General features: G+C 53.4%; 10 protein-coding genes. 3 read left to right on the forward strand and 7 right to left on the reverse strand.

The genetic code is table 11. From position 1 onward, the window contains the following. Nucleotides 1-959: 959 nt before the first annotated feature. Entirely contained in the window at nucleotides 960-4,541 is a 3,582-nt protein-coding gene (gene metH, locus EL633_RS15815; protein WP_126628105.1) for a methionine synthase, read from the reverse strand. Nucleotides 4,542-4,851: 310 nt separating this feature from the next. On the opposite strand from metH, the gene EL633_RS15820 reads away from it, so the two are divergent. Then, nucleotides 4,852-6,021, forward strand: coding sequence for a carboxylate-amine ligase (locus EL633_RS15820; RefSeq protein ID WP_126628106.1), 1,170 nt, complete (start codon nucleotides 4,852-4,854; stop codon nucleotides 6,019-6,021). 60 nt (nucleotides 6,022-6,081) lie between these two features. On the opposite strand, the gene EL633_RS15825 is transcribed toward EL633_RS15820, so the two are convergent. Both EL633_RS15825 and EL633_RS15830 read right to left on the reverse strand, forming a co-directional pair. After that, nucleotides 6,082-7,266 (reverse strand): aminotransferase class V-fold PLP-dependent enzyme, encoded by a 1,185-nt coding sequence (locus EL633_RS15825; RefSeq protein ID WP_126628107.1) that lies wholly within the window; start codon nucleotides 7,264-7,266, stop codon nucleotides 6,082-6,084. A gap of 72 nt (nucleotides 7,267-7,338) precedes the next feature. After that, complete coding sequence (locus EL633_RS15830; RefSeq protein WP_126628108.1) at nucleotides 7,339-8,979, reverse strand: mucoidy inhibitor MuiA family protein; 1,641 nt, start codon at nucleotides 8,977-8,979, stop codon at nucleotides 7,339-7,341. 325 nt (nucleotides 8,980-9,304) lie between these two features. On the opposite strand from EL633_RS15830, the gene mutS reads away from it, so the two are divergent. Further along, complete coding sequence (mutS, locus tag EL633_RS15835) at nucleotides 9,305-12,004, forward strand: DNA mismatch repair protein MutS (RefSeq protein WP_126628109.1); 2,700 nt, start codon at nucleotides 9,305-9,307, stop codon at nucleotides 12,002-12,004. Then, nucleotides 12,001-13,770 (forward strand): DNA mismatch repair endonuclease MutL, encoded by a 1,770-nt coding sequence (mutL, locus tag EL633_RS15840; protein ID WP_126628110.1) that lies wholly within the window; start codon nucleotides 12,001-12,003, stop codon nucleotides 13,768-13,770. The genes mutS and mutL overlap by 4 nt, the downstream gene beginning before the upstream one ends. 559 nt (nucleotides 13,771-14,329) lie before the next feature. Here the strand turns inward: mutL and EL633_RS15845 are convergent. The 4 genes from EL633_RS15845 to nadD all read right to left on the reverse strand — a co-directional run bounded on the left by EL633_RS15845 (nucleotide 14,330) and on the right by nadD (nucleotide 17,715). Next, entirely contained in the window at nucleotides 14,330-15,157 is an 828-nt protein-coding gene (locus tag EL633_RS15845; protein ID WP_126628111.1) for a hypothetical protein, read from the reverse strand. Between the two features lie 66 nt (nucleotides 15,158-15,223). After that, nucleotides 15,224-16,660 (reverse strand): MFS transporter, encoded by a 1,437-nt coding sequence (locus EL633_RS15850; protein ID WP_126628112.1) that lies wholly within the window; start codon nucleotides 16,658-16,660, stop codon nucleotides 15,224-15,226. Between the two features lie 197 nt (nucleotides 16,661-16,857). Continuing rightward, nucleotides 16,858-17,082, reverse strand: a complete 225-nt coding sequence (locus EL633_RS15855) for a DUF951 domain-containing protein (RefSeq protein WP_126628113.1) — start codon at nucleotides 17,080-17,082, stop codon at nucleotides 16,858-16,860. A gap of 3 nt (nucleotides 17,083-17,085) precedes the next feature. After that, the gene (gene nadD / locus EL633_RS15860) at nucleotides 17,086-17,715 is read right to left on the reverse strand and encodes a nicotinate-nucleotide adenylyltransferase (RefSeq protein WP_126628114.1); all 630 of its coding nucleotides are present in this window, start codon (nucleotides 17,713-17,715) and stop codon (nucleotides 17,086-17,088) included. Nucleotides 17,716-17,796: the final 81 nt, after the last annotated feature.

Here is a 17,796-nt window from a genome sequence, read left to right on the forward strand (position 1 = left end):
TAGCTCAGACAGAAGACGTGTGGGGGGAGCAAGGTATAGAGTCTGGTTGGAGGACACGCCAATACGTTCACAGAGGGCTGAGCTACCGTTTGATGCTGCCTCTATGAACGCATAGACAGGTGCAATTGTGCATTCTAATGTCCACAAGTCACTCCAACATACTCTGAAAATTTCCTGATTGGCTTGCTTCTAGTATAGCACACAAACCCACATGAGTACAGGCACCTACGAAAATTGCAGGGCTTTTTAATTTTCAGCCGGGAGTAACTGTTAGGCAAATCATCTACAGAGTATTTCTGGTGTGGTGCGTGTTCTGTGGGCGGCCGCAGCCGCCCACAGAACACGCACCACACCAGACTCCGGCGCCGTAGGCGCCAGGAAGAGGAAAATTAAAAAGCCCTGCGAAAATTGGGTGGCATGCATTTTACGTAGCAGCATTTTCTATCCGATCACGATCATGGATGACGATCCGGTCTTGGATGGAACAACGTGTGAAGCGAACTGAGCGTACGCCAAGTGGGCGCCACACGCAAGGCCGGCATGTAGCATTATCGAAGGCGAAACAGGTTAAAAAGGTATACATGCCTGTGGCGCCTACACCAATCATGTTTCTTAATTCATGGTCGTTGAGGAACGTTTGGCAGGTACACCAATCATGTTTCTTCAAGCATGGTCGCTAGGGAACGCTTTGATTGGCGATCATGCACGAGAACCCTGAAGAGGAAACTTGTCATTCCAAACGCCCCTGTTCAGCCCCAGCAACATCCACCGTGATTCGTGTAGGCGCCACAGCACTGCGAGTCGTTCTTGCACGTTCGCCCACGTAAACCCAGCGGTGCGGCCTTGCGTGTGGCGCCCACTCGACGTACGCAATGTTGGCTGGCGGCGCCACGCGATGTACGCTCGGCTGGCCTGGGTGTAATCGACGATAGGGTCGATTACACCGCGATGAGAGGTTGTTAGACGCTGACGGCTTCTTCATTTTGGACGCGAATGGAGAAGTAGACGGATTGTGGATGGTGGACAACCATGGCGGCTGTGGATTGTTCAGGGACGAGCTGATGGCCCTCGGTGAGTGCCACGTTGATCGTTTGCTCCACAGGGAGGAGTTTGAAGACTTTTTCATGGTCGGCCAGATCAGGGATGGCGGGATAGCCCCAGCTATAGCGGCGACCCCGTTCACCATCCAGTTTGAGTTCCTGGCGTATCACGCGATTGGTATATTCGGCCAGTCCCTCGGCCATCTCAACGGCCAGTCCATGCAGGAAGTAGGATTCCGAGTAGTTGCCTTGATCCTGGAGCGCCTGGATGGCGTTGCTGGCTTCATGACCCATGGTGACGACCTGGAGTGGGAGTACATCCACCAGTCCACTCTCGACTGAGGCAAAGTAATCGGCCATACAGAGCCGGTCATGTTCGGTCTGGCGGCGATAGACAAAGCGTGTGATTTCGTGTAGCTCTTTTTTCTGCTGATAGAGAGCTGGATCATAGATGATTAATTCGTTACCTCGGGACTGACAGGGATAATAGCCATATACAGCTTTGGGATGTAAGCTGCGTTGCTGACGGGCTTCACGGAGCATGCGCTCCAGGCGTGGCTTAAAGTCCTGCTCAACCAGGCGCGTGAATTCTTCGCCGTGTGACTTTCCACCCCAGTGCAGGCGATACAGCGTCTTGTAGTCCATACAGGCCGCCACATCTTCCAGTCCGATCCGTTCCAGCACGCGTGCGCCCCAGAAGGGAGGGACTGGCGTGGCGCTCACGGGTGTGACGCTGCTGGATGGGGTGGCCAGTTCCTCCGCGCTGGGTGTGGCGATCTCGACAGGTTTGGCGTTCTTCTTCTGGCGCTCACTCAGCGCTTCCTGCTGGATACGCTGCACAATTTTTTGATGCTCCTCTGGTGATTTGGTCAGTTTATCGACGATATCTAGACCTTCAAAGGCGTCGCGCGCATAGAAGACTCCAGGTTCATAAGGATTGGGTGTCGAGTCGGCCTTCTGATCATCCACAAAGAGGATGCGGCGTCCAAACGAGCGATTGATGGCGGCCCCACCGATAATGACGGGGAAGGAGAGGTTGCGTTTGTGCAGCTCTTTGACGCAGAGGGGCATCTGCTTGGAGGTGCTGACCAGTAAGGCAGACAGACCAATGACATCAGCTTTGACCTCGACGGCTTTTTCCAGGATCGTATTGAGGGGCACTTGCTTACCCAGATCATAGACGGTATAGCCATTATTGCTGAGGATGGTGTTGACCAGATTTTTGCCGATATCGTGGACATCGCCATAGACCGTGGCCAGGACCACTTTGCCTTTAGTATAGCCTTCCTGCTTCTCCAGATAATTTTCCAGGTGCGCCACGGAGCGTTTCATGACTTCGGCCGATTGGAGTACAAAGGGGAGGATGAGCTCGCCGGCCCCGAAGCGGTCGCCGACATCTTTCATCGCCGGTAGCAGGACTGTATTCAGGACGTTGACGGCGGCATCATTGTTGGGCACTTCCATACTGGCGGCCCGCTCGGCTACCACCTGATCGATCAGTGGTTCAATGCCCTCTTTTCGGCGATGCAGGATCTGCCAGTGGATACGCTCGGCGGCCTCCATGCCTTCGGTGGGATCAACCTTGTCGTTGCCTTCGCTTTTCTGTGGGCCATGGTTCTCAAAGTAATTGATATAGCGTGGCAGGGCATCGGGCCGATTAAAGATCAGGTCATCCGCAAGCTGGCGCTGCTCGGCATCGATTTCTGCATATGGGGTGATATGGGTTGGATTGACGATGGCCATATCCAGGCCTGCTTTTACGGCATGATACAGGAAGACGCTATTGAGGACTGCGCGCGCATGTTGCTTCAGACCAAAGGAGCCATTACTGACGCCCAGAATGGTCATCACACCGGGTAGTTCCGCTTTGATGCGCTTGATGGCCTCCAGCGTCTCGATCGCGGCCGTCTGTAATTCCTCCTGGCCGGTCGTGATGGGGAAGGTCAAAGGATCAAAGACAAGTGAGTTGGGTGAGAGTCCATATTCGTTGACGCAGATATCATAGATCTTATGGGCGATCTCGACTTTACGCTCGGTTGTCTTACCCATACTGATCTCGTCGATGGTCAGGGCGATGACTGCCGAGCCATGCTCGATGGCCAGCGGCACCACACTATCGATACGCTGCCGACCCATCTCCATGTTAATCGAGTTGATCAGGACACGGCCAGGCGCGATCTCAAGCGCGGCTTTGATCACATCGGCTTCAGTACTATCAATGACCAGCGGCGCTTCGTTGCCCATTGAGAGCTTTTTGACCAGGGTGGCCATCTGCACATCTTCATCGGTACGCTCGGTCAGGGCCACCTGTACATCCAACACGTGGGCTCCACCCTCGGTCTGTTCGCGACCAATGGCCAGCAGGGTATCATAGTCATCGGCCAGCAGGGCCTGCTTGGCTTTACGGCTACCAGTGGCATTGACACGCTCACCCACGATCAGTGGCGCAGGATCTTGTTGCAGGGAGACCGCGCGGATACCGCTGGATAAGAAGGATGGGGTGATCTGCTGGAAGTCTTTCTGAACAATATTATGATCGGCGATTGGTCGTGGCTGGCGCGGAGCGTTGCGACAGGCCTTGACGATGGCGCGCAGGTGCTCATGGCTACTCCCACAACAGCCACCAATGATATTCACACCAAACTCGGTCACAAAGTCCAGCAGCGCCTGGGCCATTGGTTCTGGCTCCATTGGATAGACCGCTTGCCCATTGACGTTCATTGGGATACCGGCATTGGGGATCGTTGAGATCGGCAACGGACAATTTTCGGCCAGGAAGCGCACCGGTTCGCGCATATGTTCTGGTCCGGTGGAGCAGTTCATCCCGATGATATCCACACGCAGTCCAAGCAGCGTAGTCATCACGGCGGCGATATCGGTACCCAGTAGCATGCGCCCACTGGTGTCCAGTGAGACCTGGGCTTGAATGGGCACCTCACGGCCAGCCTCCTGCATCGCCTGGCGCAGTCCGGTGATCGTTGCGCGCACCTCTAGAATATCCTGGCTGGTCTCGATCAAGAAGACATCGATGCCGCCTTTGAGCAGGGAGACCCCCTGTTCGCGGAAGATGGCGACCAGTTGCTGATAGGTGATGGCGCTGAGCAATGGATCATCTGAGGATGGGAGCATACCGGTCGGACCCACGGAACCGGCGACGAAGCGTGGCTGCTCTGGTGTGCTATAGCGATCGGCCACCTTACGGGCCAGTTGCGCGGCCGTGAAATTCACCTCGTGGGTCAGATGGCCCAGTCCATATTCATCCAGTTTCAAGCGGCTGGCGGTAAAGGAATCCGTCTCAATGACATCGCAACCAGCTTCCATAAAGCCCGTATGGATTTCTTCGATCACGGATGGCTTTGTCAGGACCAGGTATTCGTTACAGCCTTCGGTCTTTTCGCCGCCATAGTCCTCGGCGGTGAGTTGGTATAGTTGAATATTTGTGCCCATGGCGCCGTCATAAATTAAAATATGCTGGGCCAGTGTATCGAGAAATCGGCTCATTTGTCCTCCGTCTAGCTATGGGGATAAATAGCGGTTGCTTTATGTCCCTGGAGAATTCCTGCGGTGACAATATACCCGATGATTTTTCTTTGTAAACGCATAGCAAATATTGCCTCGGTGTATAGGTGTCAAGGTGTATTATAACATGTGCTGTGCGTAAATAAAAATCCCGTTTCCCTGTGCTACGTCTTTCTGGTTATCATACGCGCTTTTGAGAGTAAAACATTCTGGTGATAAAGAGTCGCAACTTTCTTTCTATGCGTACCAATAGTAAAACTATGAACTGGATTTCCAGGGAGGTTGTTAGCATATGGCTCAGCGTTTTATGCTTGGTATTGAGGAAGAGTTCCAGCTCGTCGATGCTCGTACAGGGAAACTGGCCTCACGGGCACAGAGTATTTTAGATAAAGGTGCTCCGATCTTTGAGGAGCAGATTAAGCCAGAGATGTTGCAGTCGGTGCTGGAGTTTGTTTCGCCTGTCCTGGCGGATATTGGCGCGGCCCGCATGGAGCTCTATACATCGCGTTCATTACTGGCCCGTATTTTAGAGAATGAAAATCTCGCCCTGATCAGTGCCGGTACCCATCCCAGTTCTTCCTGGCATGATCAGAAGCCAACTCCTGAGGCGCGCTATCAGAGTCTGGAAGAGGAATATCAGGACGTGGCCCGCTCAATCCTGATTTTTGGTATGCATGTGCATGTCTCGGTAGCATCAAAAGAGCTGGCCGTGAAGATTATGAATCAGGTGCGTACCTGGCTCCCACATATTCTGGCACTCTCATCCAACTCTCCATTCTGGAATGGTCGCATGACCGGCATTAAGTCCTATCGTTCAGTTGTCTGGAAGCGTTTTCCACGCAGTGGCACCCCGGATGTCTTTAAAGATCTGGCCCACTTTGATGGCTATGTCAATGATCTAGTTGAGATGGGCTGTATCGATAACGGCAAGAAGATCTGGTGGGATATTCGGCCGCATCCGTTCTTTGATACGATTGAGTTCCGCATCTGTGATATGCCTGGCACTATCGAGGATACACTGGCCCTGGCCGCGCTTTGTCAGGCCCTGGTTGCCAAACTCTCCACGCTGGCTGAACAGGGGAAAGAGGTTCCAGTGCTCTCGCGGGACCTGATCGACGAGAATAAGTGGCGTGCCATGCGCTATGGGCTGGATGCCGAGGTGGCTGATTTTGTAGGTCGTCGGCGCCTCTCTATGCGCGACTCTATTCGTGAATTACTGGACTTTGTGGATGATATGGTAGATGAACTGGGGAGCCGCAAAGAAATCACCTATATCCGCTCCCTGCTGGATGATCCACAGGGAACCGGAGCCGATCGGCAGATGGCCATTTTCAAGGAAACAAATGATCCCGATCAGGTCAGTCAGTTCCTGATCCAGCAGACCATGAAGGGCGTGCATTTGGACGATGCCAGCCTGTATGACAAGTTTATTCGTTTCAAACCTTTTGAGCGTATGGGCTAAAACGAGAAGGAGGGCAGCCACTATATTGGCATGTCCTCCTCTTTCTCTGCATCCTGAAGGTTACAATTCTGCCAGTTGGGCGATCGCGGCACTGAAGCGTGTGAGCTCTTCCACTGTATTGTAATAGTGTATCGAGGCTCGGACCATCGTATGCAGGCCGCGTGCCTCCATGTCTAAGAGGGTAGAGGTGCGCACAGCCACCGACACATTGATCTGTTGTGCGGCCAGTTGCCGTTTGATTTCCGCGGGATCAACCCCATCGACGGTAAAGGTCACAATGCCACACTGTGTAATGCCACGATCGTGTACGATGACACCTGGAAGCGGACTCAGTTGGGAGCGCAGGGAATAGGATAGCTCTTTGATGCGGCGCCAGATAGTGTCCAGGCCCCAATCCATAGCATAGTCGATAGCCTTCGCCAGTCCGAGCTTGCCGGCGTAATTGGTTTCCCATGTCTCGAAGCGGCGTGCATCTTTCCGCATCTCATAGCTATCCCGTGAGGTCCAGGTGGCGGCATGAAGATCCAGAAAGACTGGTTCCGTTTGCTCAAGCAGTGCGCGGCGTACATACAGGAATCCGGTGCCACGGGGACCGCGTAGATATTTGCGGCCAGTGGTTGAGAGCATATCGCAGCCGATCTTCTCTACATCAATTGGCATCTGGCCCACGGACTGACAGGCATCCACCAGATAGAGGATGTTCGCTGCACGGGCAACCTTGCCGATCTCCACAATTGGATTGACGAGGCCGCCGCTGGTTGGGACATGGGTGATGGAAATAAGTTTGACGCGCTCATCGAGCATATTGCGGAGCGCCTCGACCGACACCTGGCCATAGGCATCATCTGGAATCGCCTCGACGACCGCGCCAGTCCTACGGGTCACCTGTAAATAGGCAATGTAATTGCTAGCATATTCTGACATCGAGGTTAAAATACGATCTCCGGCTTTAAAAGGCAATGAGTAAAAAGCCATATCCCAGGCTCTGGTCGCATTCTCGATAAAGGCAATCTCGTCGCGAGAAGCATTGATCAAGGCCGCGGCCGCATCATACGCATGCTCAAAGGCCGCCTGCTGCTGCTCAGCGGCTTCATAGCCACCGATCTGAGCTTCTAGCTGTAAATGAGCTACAGTCGCCTCTAAAACCACCTGTGGCATCAAAGATGAGCCAGCATTATTCAGGTGCAGAACATGCTGGCTTCCAGGAGTCTCCTGACGCGCCCGCTCAATATCAAACAAAGGCATAAGTTCCCTCCCCTTTTTTCTGTATTGTAGCAGACGTTCTATGCATTCTCCAATGTAGGACGTGTGTGCCGGCTAGGGTAAGCCGACAACACGGAGATTCTGGGGATGTTCGACAATAAAGCGATACTCGATGGTATATTCTCCGTTGGCCGGTAGGAGCTGTTCCCAGGTTAAGAGTTCTAACTTGGTATGTTCAACCGGCTGGGGAGTGATACTTTGGATTTTTACTTTGATGCGCTCGTGTTGCGGGACCGGAATATGGTCTTTGATCACGACTTTGCGCGGGCCGGTGGCGTAGTTGTGGATGGTGATCTTATACGCATAGGTGCTACGGCGGATATCACCCTGCAATAGATTGCCTTTATCCACGGAACGTTCGATAGGCTCGCGCTTGATTTTCAGGCTATCGTCGATGCCCAGGAAGATCTTGAATTCCTCTCTGACCGCCGTAAAGGCCAGTTTGGTGGTGCCGACATATTCAGCATCCAGGAAAATGCTGGCCTGCCCATCCAAGAGGATGCGCTCGGTGGTATTGGTGACGGTGGCCCGTACATGGGCATTGGTCTCCAGAGCGGGCGCGCTAACATAATCAAAGTTGCCAGGGAGATCATCGCGCGAAATGGTGGTCTTGTGCGGTGAGTTGTCCGAGGGAATATCGATCGAACGCCCAACGCGGAAGACCAGGGCGGTGCCGCTGCGCTCAACGGTCGCGGTGGCAACCTCGGCCTCAATGGGTGCTGGCATAGGACTGTCCGCGAGACTTTGCAGATCCATGTCACTATTGATGGTTGACTTGGCGCGCATATGCATAGTTGGTGAGGCACTCGCACTGGCAAACATTGGCGCGGCCCCTGGGACCGCCAGAGGGCGTGGTGGCGGTGGATTATATTCTTTCAGGTACCAGGGTTGTAGCTCTGGTAGGACTGCCGCCTGGCTGGGACGTGCGGTCGAGAGGGCCAGTTCCACTTGATCCCAATTTTCTCCGGTAGATTGCTGGACCATGCCGATGTAGGTCAGTTCAACCTGCCCCTTATTCTCCTGCTCATCCATATGGACGCGGATATCGTATTGTGGATACCATGAGGCATTACGGACGAGATAGGAGATCTCTACTTCAAGTTCGCCTGCGCTGGCCAATTCGACCAGGATCACTGCGGCCTGGCGATCGGTGCCGGTATCATCGCCCCGACGCTGATAATATTCGCGCTGTTTGGCGTCGATCTCCAACTGCAATTGTTGCAACTGCGTCTCAAGTTGGAGCGCGGCCTCGGCATCCTCGGTGGCCTGTGTCGACATAAAACTGAAAAACTCGCCACAATCCTGTGCTTTGATCTGACCACGAGCCAGGCCACGCGCGAAATCTCTGGATTGTTCTCCTAGTGAGCGTAACCACTGCCGACGATCCTGTAGTGCCTCCTGCCGGGCCTGGAGTAACCTGTGCTGCTGCTGAAGGTCCTCCAGTTCCTTTTGCAGGTGTGCGAAGTCCTCTTCCGGTGGGCGTGGATAAAAGGCCGTCGTAATATCCACATTCAGAATACGTGTGCCTGCCGGGCCTCGACCCGAAGCACGGAGCGAATCACGCAAAAATTGCGGCAGGTTATTCACACGAATCTCATGTTCGCCCGCTTCCAGCGATATTTTCCCCTGCCGCGTGATCAGCGCTCGATCTGAATAGACGGTAACAGCTGTAATTGCTGCGGTAATATCGTTCATTCTATGGTATACCCCTTCCTACCGATGAAATAGATGCAGCGCATTGCGTGCAGCGTTTTAGGTTGGTGTGAAGAAATAGCTTTTTCAGTTATCTATTCTATTTCAATAGCTACACTATGAAGTACGCTGTAAAGCATGAAAAGTTTTGGCCAGTCTTGTCTTCCTGGACCTGTTCAGACCCTCTACTCATCTTGAGACATATCTAGCACGTGTTGCTGTATAAACAGTACCACTTTTTGACAACCTGAAAAGAATGCGGTAATGTACAGACGTTCAATAGAAAATTTAGCGTCTATCTTTGCCTGATGTAGAGGGGTGCTTGCCCATGTCCAGTCCGAGTCCTGCCCGCAAACAATATCTTGAATTCAAACAACAATTTCCCGATGCGATTTTGATGTATCAGGTGGGGGATTTTTTTGAGACATTTGATGAAGATGCGTATATTACTGCCCGTGAGCTCCAGATTGTGCGTACGACGCGTAGCTATAGTAAGAGTAAGGAGCGGGTCCCGCTGGCGGGTATTCCTAAACATGCTTTGGATAATTATGTGGGCAAGTTGATCCAGCGCGGGTATAAAGTGGTGATTTGCGAGCAGGTGGGGGAAGTTCAGAAGGGGCGCGATGTGGTGGAGCGGGCGGTGACGCGTATTTTGACGGCGGGTACGCTCTCTGAACCGAATCTATTACCGGTACGCCAGAATAATTATCTTGTCTCTATTGCTCCTGGTCGCACACAGACCGGTCTGGCCTCGGTGGATGTCAGTACGGGCGAATTTCAGGTGACCTGGTTTACTCCTGATGAGTTACCGGTGGCTCTGGATGCCGAGTTGCAGCGCCTATCGCCTGTTGAGTGTCTGCTGGTTGAGGGTGGCCATGCCGAAGCCTATCAATTTCCCTCTAAAAATGTGACGATCACACATTGTCCCGCGTATTTTTATCAACAGGAGGCGGCCCAGACGCGTCTGTGTCGGCAATTTGGCGTGCAATCATTGGAGGCCTATGGCTGTGCCAATGAGCCTCAGGCGATTGCTGCGGCCGGAGCTATTATCGCGTATGTTGAAAAGATGAATAGCGCGCTCCTGACGCTCCTGACTGCACTGAACTCGTATAGTACGAAACATTTTATGGTATTGGATGCCCATACGCAGCGCAACCTGGAGTTATTACAGGGAACCCGTAGTGGCTCACTCCAGGGGAGTTTGCTGGGTGTGCTGGATCGTACGATTACGCCGATGGGGGCGCGGCACTTACGCCGTACCATTACTCAGCCGCTCCTGGATTTATTTGAGCTGAATGGACGCCTTGAGAGTATCGAAGAACTCTATGAGAGTCCGGCTATTCGGCGCCGCTTTACGATGTCTTTACAGGAGTTGGGTGATCTGGAGCGCGTCTCGGGTAGGATTCGGCAGGGGACGGCGGTACGGAATGAGGTGCTGGGGTTGCGCGATTATCTGGCGGAGTTGCCGACGTTACGCGATCTCTTGCAAAGCTGCGAGGCCGAGCAACTGCTAACGATCGCCAGCGAGCTTGATCCGTGTCCGCAGGTAAGTGAACTGATCCAACGCGCTCTGATCCGGCCGGATGAAGAACAGGATGAAGGCGATAATGGCCGGCTGATTCGTCCGGGCTATCATGCCGAGTTGGATGAACTGTTCAACTCGATCCGTGATTCGCGGCGCTGGATGATCTCGCTGGAGACACGTGAGCGCCAGCGTACGGGGATCAAGGCTTTGAGGGTCGGCTTTAATAAGGTATTTGGCTACTATATTGAAGTCAGCAATGCTAATCTTAAACTGGTGCCCGATGATTATATGCGCAAGCAGACACTGGTCAATGCCGAGCGCTTTATTACTCCCGAGTTAAAGGAACATGAGGCGCGTATTTTAAGCGCGGTCGAGAATATTGAGGGGTTGGAGCGCAGTATCTATGCCGATGTGTTGCGCCAGATCGCTGTATTTTATCCTCAACTTATGACTACCGCGACGGCTGTGGCCAGGATAGATGTTTTATTGAGCCTGGCCGAAGTGGCGGCCCATCAAGGCTATGTCCGTCCGGTTTTGGAGCAGGGACATCGGCTGGAGATTATTGGTGGCCGGCATCCAGTGGTTGAATATACCCTGGATGGCGATATCTTTATTCCGAATGATACCCATCTGGAGGCTACTGATGGGGAGCGGATTGTGCTGTTGACCGGTCCAAATATGGCTGGTAAATCCACCTATTTGCGTCAGGTGGCCTTGATCGCTTTACTGGCCCAGATCGGGAGCTTTGTGCCGGCCCGTAAGGCTCAGATTGGCCTGGTGGACCGTATTTTTACCCGTGTAGGTGCCGAGGATGATATTGCTTCCGGCAAGAGTACTTTTATGGTCGAGATGGAGGAGACCGCTACGATCATCAACCATGCGACCAGCCACAGTCTGATTATTCTGGATGAGATTGGACGTGGCACCAGCACCTATGATGGACTGGCCATTGCTCGTGCGGTGGTAGAGCATCTACACAGCACTGTGCTGGCGCGTACACTCTTCGCGACCCATTACCATGAGTTAGCGGCCCTGGCCACCGAATTAGCCCATTTACGTGTCTATACCGTTGCCATCAGTGAAGATGAATCCCAGGGGATCGTCTTTCTGCATCGTGTGGTACCTGGGTGTGCTGAACGCAGCTTTGGGGTCCATGTCGCCAGATTAGCCGGTATGCCCGATTCAATTGTACAGCGTGCCGAGACCGTCCTCGCGCAGCTAGAGACCAGTCGAGACGGGGAGCATATTGCTTACAGCATCGATAGCCATGGTGTACGAGAATCCAGGATCGCTGAGGTGGGGGATAGCAGTTACGCAACGGGAAATGGACACGTCCCCCATGTGTATTGGCAGAGCGAGGCGGCCCGCCGCATGGCTGAGTCTGTCGAGCAGAATGGTCATCAGCCCTCTCTGGATGAGATTGATGTCCAGGCGATCACGCCATTGGATGCGCTGAACCTGTTGTCTTTATTACAGAAGAAAAAGAATATTTTGCATAGATGAGCCAGTTTTTGCATGCGTTAATTGAACGGCCAGCCTTTGTGCGTAGTCCGCTGCACGCTTTACCGGATGCGGTCGCGGAGCGGATCGCGGCTGGTGAGGTGATTGAGCGGCCAGTTTCTGTGGTCAAGGAATTGCTGGAAAACGCACTGGATGCGGGCGCACAGGATATCCGTATTGAGGTGCGTGGTGGTGGACTACGCCTGATCCGTGTGATTGATGATGGCTATGGGATTCCCGCCAGTGAATTAGCTGCCGTGTGTATACGACATACGACCAGTAAAATTGTCGCCTTTGAGGATCTTGACCATTTAGCGACGCTAGGATTTCGTGGTGAGGCATTGGCCAGTATCGCGACGGTTGCCGAGGTGACCATTCAGAGCCGGGTACGCGGTACCAGTGATGAAGAGCCAGCCTCCTGGGCCACATGGCGGGGAGGAAAGCTTGAAGAGCGTGGGCTGCGCGCACGGCCCGAGGGTACGACCGTGACGGTGACTGACCTCTTCTATAATGTGCCGGCGCGTCTGAGCTATACACGGGCGGCCCGTACGGAGAATGGTCATATCGTGCAACTGGTACGGCGCTATGCGTTGGGCTATGCGGGCGTGCGCTTCTCGCTGGCACTTGATGAACATATGGCGGTACAGACCAGTGGAAGCGGTGATCTGGCGACGACCCTGACCGAGCTGTATCATCTTGCCCTGGATGAGATGGTTCAGGAGATCCAGGCTAGTGATGGGCAGCATTATGTGCTGCGTGGTTATATTGGTAACCGTGTGCTGGCTCAAGGGAGTCGCCAGTATATCAACCTCTTTGTGAATGGACGCTGGGTGCAGTCGCGTACTCTACAGGATGCACTGGAGCGTGGCTACCGTAGCTTGCTCCCTAAGGGCAAGCATCCTCTCCTTGTGCTGGCGATTGAGGTTCCACCTCATGAATTAGATGTCAATGTCCATCCGGCCAAAACGGAAGTTCATTTGCTACAAGAGGCGATCATTACTGAGGCGATCACCCAGGCCGTCAAAGCTGTGCTGGAACGGAGTCCGGCCCTGCCAGAAGCTGTGCAGTTTCCTGGACCTGTCCTGGCTACGCAACGTCGGCTGCCTGGGCCACGGCGCCGTGGGTTGCATGTCGCTGAATCAGCTGAAGGCTATCGAGCTGAATCCGCTCCCCCTGGTACCGCAGAAGTTATCGCTCAGCTCCAACCGCTGGCCCAGTTACAACAAGCCCTGATTCTGGCTGAATCCACCGACGGGAGTCTATATCTGATCGACCAACATCGGGCCCATGAGCGCGTGATCTATGAGCACCTGCGCAGTACTTATGCGGGTACCAGAGCTGAGGATCAGGAGGTGAGTTCTCATCTTCTGTTGGAGCCAGTGATTATTGAAATGAAGCGCTTTGAAGCCGAGTTGCTGGAGCAGCGCCTGCCTATGTTGCGTGGCCTGGGCATTGAGTGTGAGCGCTTCGGGGGCCGTAGCTTTGTGATTCGTTCTGTACCTGCTGCCGAGGGCAGCGAACAGCTCGCCAACCACCTGCAAGAATTGGCCGAGATCGCCGCTGAAGACAGTACCGATTGGCAGGATCATCTCCTGATCGGCCTCGCCTGCAACTCCGCCTTACGCCGTGGCCGTGAGCTCAGTGCCGGCGAGCAAAGAAGCCTGCTCAAAGCCCTATCCAGCGTCGCCGCGCCCGCTGTCTGTCCTCATGGTAGTCCGATCCTGCTCCATTATAGCCGCACCTTCTTAATCGACAAATTTGACTGGTAACCATCCAAAAGTGTGGAGCTCCTAGGGGCAATATTTTTCTGTTAAGGGAAAGAGGAATGTCCCAGGCTCCATGACGCGACATCGTGTCCGTGTAGTGACTTCATGAGCCAGCCGAGCGTACGTCGAGTGAGCGCCACACGCGAGGCCGCACTGCTAGGTTTTCGTGGGCCGACGTGCATGAACGACTCGCAGTGCTGTGGCGCCTACACGAATCACGGTGGATGCTACCTGATCATGTTGGAACGTGTGTGAGGCAATATCTCATTATTGCCGCCCCTTGATGAGCAAGATCACTCACCATGACTATGATCGCTCACCAAAACGCTCCAGAGCAATCATGTATGAAGAAACAAGATCGGTGTAGGCGCCACAGGCATGCGAAGTCTTTTCTACACGTATCGCCCTCGATCATGCCGCATGCCGGCCTTGCGTGTGGCACTCACTCCACGTACGTAACGCCGGCTTATCACGTTGTCCACTCGACGTACGATTCGCTGCATTTTTACAGCATCTTTCGTCGCCGTAAAAATGCAGAACCGAAAAGTATTGAGGCTGGGGCTTAATGTCGGACGAGGCGGACGAGGCCTTCGGCGATGACCAGGAAGACGATGTCGAGGGCCAGCAGGACACAGAGCGCGAAGTCGATGCGTGACGAGATGAAGGTTGCCAGGATCAACAACTCGTTGAGGCGCTGGGCATACCAGATGGCGGCCAGGAATATGCCGATGATGATGAATATGCCAACCACAAACCAGCGTGCCCCATGCCAGTCCTGATGGCTGGGCCAGAGTTCGGATGTCACTGAGAGAATCAGGTAGGGCGCAAAGATCAGGGTCCAGAGTGGCCAGCCGGGCCGGATGATCTGCCATTGTTGATGCAGGACATCAAAAGGGATATCCCAGATGGTGTAGCCGGTGCCGACCCAATACAGGAAAATGAACATGGCAATGCCGCCGAAGAGGGGAGCCACACCACTGAAGCCGTCGCCAATATAGCTCATCAGGCGGCCCTGCGGTCGGACGTACTGTACTTCGCCCAGTTGGAGCGATTGGGGGCCATTGCGGCGAATGACACGCCCATTTGGCGTACGTGGGGTGACAGGTTTGATGCGGAAGAGCGTGATGCTGGTGATACGGAAGCCAAAGGGCGAGAAGAGCAGGACGACCAGGGCATGACTGAGTTCATGGATCATCACACCAGGGGCGTTCAACCAGAACCAGATCAGCAGGCCTTTTTCGCGCATAGTACGATACCCAAACTCATCTACACGTCGGCGCAAAGCCTTGCGCGTCACGCGCAACAAGGCAAAGAGAACAAATACTCCAGCAATAATAAGCCAGGGTTGGTAGGGAGCAATTTGATCCATCAATCGGGTCTCTGGTGACATTTCTTAGCTATCCTTACTTTGTTCTCGATGATCTTTCTGTCCGAATTGTACGCACATTTCTATGTCTCAATCAATAGTTTGTTGGTGACTCAACTCTTTTGGTTGCTCGGATGAAGCGTCTGGCTCCTCACCCTTTTGAAATTTTTCCACCAATGGATGTTTACGCTCATAATAAATGCTCCAGATAGTGAACACCAGGATAGTGGCCGACATCAGATAGAGCACACGATCAATATGTAACAGGTCGGCCAGCGCGCCGATTGAGAGGATAATGGGAATGGACCAGGCATTATACAGTACCAGTTGGAGGGCCAGCACACGGCCTTTGATCCATTCGGGCGTTAACTCTTGCATGGCGGTCTGCGCTGGAATATTCACAAAATCCAGGGCGATACCGGCGACAAACATACAGGATCCCATTGCTACGAGCAACAGTGGATTGGTGTTCCAGTCTTTGGGATTTAGCCATTGCGCATAGAGGGTGATCAGTGGTAGTAACAGGGTTGCCAGTACCAGTCCCAGGTTGCCGATCAGGACGGTACGTGGTTTGCCCAGTCTGTGGGCCAGTCCTGGCATGGCGATGGAGCCGAGTACCAGGCCAACTCCGGCGGGCGCAAAGACCAGTGCCATAAGATTAGATGGGAGGTGCAACAGGTCGGTCACGATCGGCGTTGCGACCTGCCCGATAACCAGGATTAAGACCCCGACAAACGATAATTGAATAACCGCCAGTAACAGCGATTTGCGCTGGCTAATAAAGCTCCAGCCCTGCTGCATCTCGGCTTTCATATTCTGGATAATCCCAAGCGTCTGGCTGGTGAGATCCGGCATACGCTCCGGCTTGTGCTCGTCGCGTTGGATAAAGCCCGTTTGCGGAATGGATAAGATGAGTCCGGCGCAGATGAGATAGAGTAGCGCGATGATGCCGTAGAGCTGGAAATAGGAGTCGAACTGCATATGAAACAGGGTGATGGTTGGCAGCAAAGCGATAGCGACTGGTGCTAATATAACGTAGCCCACGGCCTGCGAGACCATGAAGGTGATGTTAAATAATGACAGGGCGGGCATGAGCTCATCTTCATCGACCAGCATCGGAATCGCCGAACCTTCGGCCGGCGTAAAGAATTGTCCGATGGATGATGTGATAAATGTCAACAAATAGAGTAATACCAGCATGCCGCTGCGATTGGCGAGCAGGAGGACCGCAAAGAGAATCGTCACAATCGCCCGTAGGCAATTACTGGCCCAGAGCACACGGCGCTTATTCATGCGATCCACAAAGACACCGGCCGGTGCGCCAAAGACTACGGCTGGCACACTGAAGCAGATAACAGCTAGTCCGATCATGAATGTGGATTCGGTAATGCTGTGGATCAACATAATTAACGCATAGTTGGTGGCGTTGAAGATGGTCATCGAGATAAGTTGGGCCAGCCAGAGGCGCAGAAAATTCTTCTTTTTTAAGAGCGTTAAGAAACCTTTGTTCGAGTGGGCGATTGCCATATTATGCTCTATCCTTGTACGTCATGCGCTTCAATCGCGTGAGTGCAAAGTTAGCCGCCAGCCAGCGACATTCACGATTGCATTTTAAGTGCATGCAAAATAATTCCTTCTATAAAGCTGAGTATACAGGGATTTGGCAAGAAGATGCAAGTGCTTATTCATGTTTGAGCACCGATTTCACTTGCCAATCCAGGCTATTATTCCTCGTCAAATGGATCAAGTTCGGTGGGTTGGAGGCGTGGAAGAACCTGTTTGACCCTGCGTTCAACCTCGGACCGTGGTAGGAGGATACGGCGACCACATTTTTCACAACGCAGTCCAATATCCGCTCCTAGACGGACGACTGCCCAATCGAAGCTACCGCAGGGATGTTTTTTGCGGAGCCGTAGACGTTCTCCTAATTCAAAGCGCATTGGTTGCATAGGTCACTGGCTTTCTGTTACTGTCTGATAGAGGTTGTGGGTCAGGATATATTCTTCGACCGCCTCGGGTACTTGATATTTGATCGGTCTGTGCTCGGCAATACGGCGGCGTATGTCGGTTGAGGAGATGTCCAGTTGCGGAAACGGAATCTGACACACCTTTTGCTGTAATCCGGGTAGACGTGCCTCTAGCTGTTGATCATAGGCGGGATTTTCCTCATAGCCTGGACGGCGTACAACCACCAGACGCTTTAATTGTGCTAAGATCTCAGCGGGCTGATACCAGTCAGGGAAATCCTCAAGGCTATCCCAGCCTATAACAAAAGAGAGCTCAACATCTGTTCCCCATTCTTTCCGCAGCAGACGGAGTGTATCCACCAGATAAGATGGTCCGGGCCGATCCAGTTCGACCAGGGAGATGCTAAAATGGGGATTGGAGGCGATGGCCAGTTCAACCATTGCCAGCCGATGGTGCGGAGCAGCCTTATGGCGCCCGGCTTTATGGGGGGGCTCGGCGGCAGGAATAAAGACCATCTCGCTTAGATTCAAAGCGGCACGCACCTCCTCCGCCATGATCAGATGCGCAATGTGAATAGGGTCAAATGTGCCGCCCATTAAGCCAATTGATCGCATATCCCTTTATTGCTCCCCGTTAATTGTTACAACCTTTTGTTTGCTGAGTGGATTTTACCATACGGTCAGCGTTTCTGATAG

The sequence above is a fragment of the Dictyobacter alpinus genome, from assembly GCF_003967575.1.
Lineage (GTDB): Bacteria > Chloroflexota > Ktedonobacteria > Ktedonobacterales > Ktedonobacteraceae > Dictyobacter > Dictyobacter alpinus.

What these genes read in the sequence shown, in the direction of transcription:
- mutS (WP_126628109.1), top strand. Translation starts at nt 9,305, where the DNA reads ATGTCCAGTCCGAGTCCTGCCCGCAAACAATATCTTGAATTCAAACAA.
- EL633_RS15830 (WP_126628108.1), bottom strand. Translation starts at nt 8,979, where the DNA reads ATGAACGATATTACCGCAGCAATTACAGCTGTTACCGTCTATTCAGAT.
- nadD (WP_126628114.1), bottom strand. Translation starts at nt 17,715, where the DNA reads ATGCGATCAATTGGCTTAATGGGCGGCACATTTGACCCTATTCACATT.
- mutL (WP_126628110.1), top strand. Translation starts at nt 12,001, where the DNA reads ATGAGCCAGTTTTTGCATGCGTTAATTGAACGGCCAGCCTTTGTGCGT.
- EL633_RS15820 (WP_126628106.1), top strand. Translation starts at nt 4,852, where the DNA reads ATGGCTCAGCGTTTTATGCTTGGTATTGAGGAAGAGTTCCAGCTCGTC.
- EL633_RS15825 (WP_126628107.1), bottom strand. Translation starts at nt 7,266, where the DNA reads ATGCCTTTGTTTGATATTGAGCGGGCGCGTCAGGAGACTCCTGGAAGC.
- EL633_RS15850 (WP_126628112.1), bottom strand. Translation starts at nt 16,660, where the DNA reads ATGGCAATCGCCCACTCGAACAAAGGTTTCTTAACGCTCTTAAAAAAG.
- EL633_RS15855 (WP_126628113.1), bottom strand. Translation starts at nt 17,082, where the DNA reads ATGCAACCAATGCGCTTTGAATTAGGAGAACGTCTACGGCTCCGCAAA.
- EL633_RS15845 (WP_126628111.1), bottom strand. Translation starts at nt 15,157, where the DNA reads ATGTCACCAGAGACCCGATTGATGGATCAAATTGCTCCCTACCAACCC.
- metH (WP_126628105.1), bottom strand. Translation starts at nt 4,541, where the DNA reads ATGAGCCGATTTCTCGATACACTGGCCCAGCATATTTTAATTTATGAC.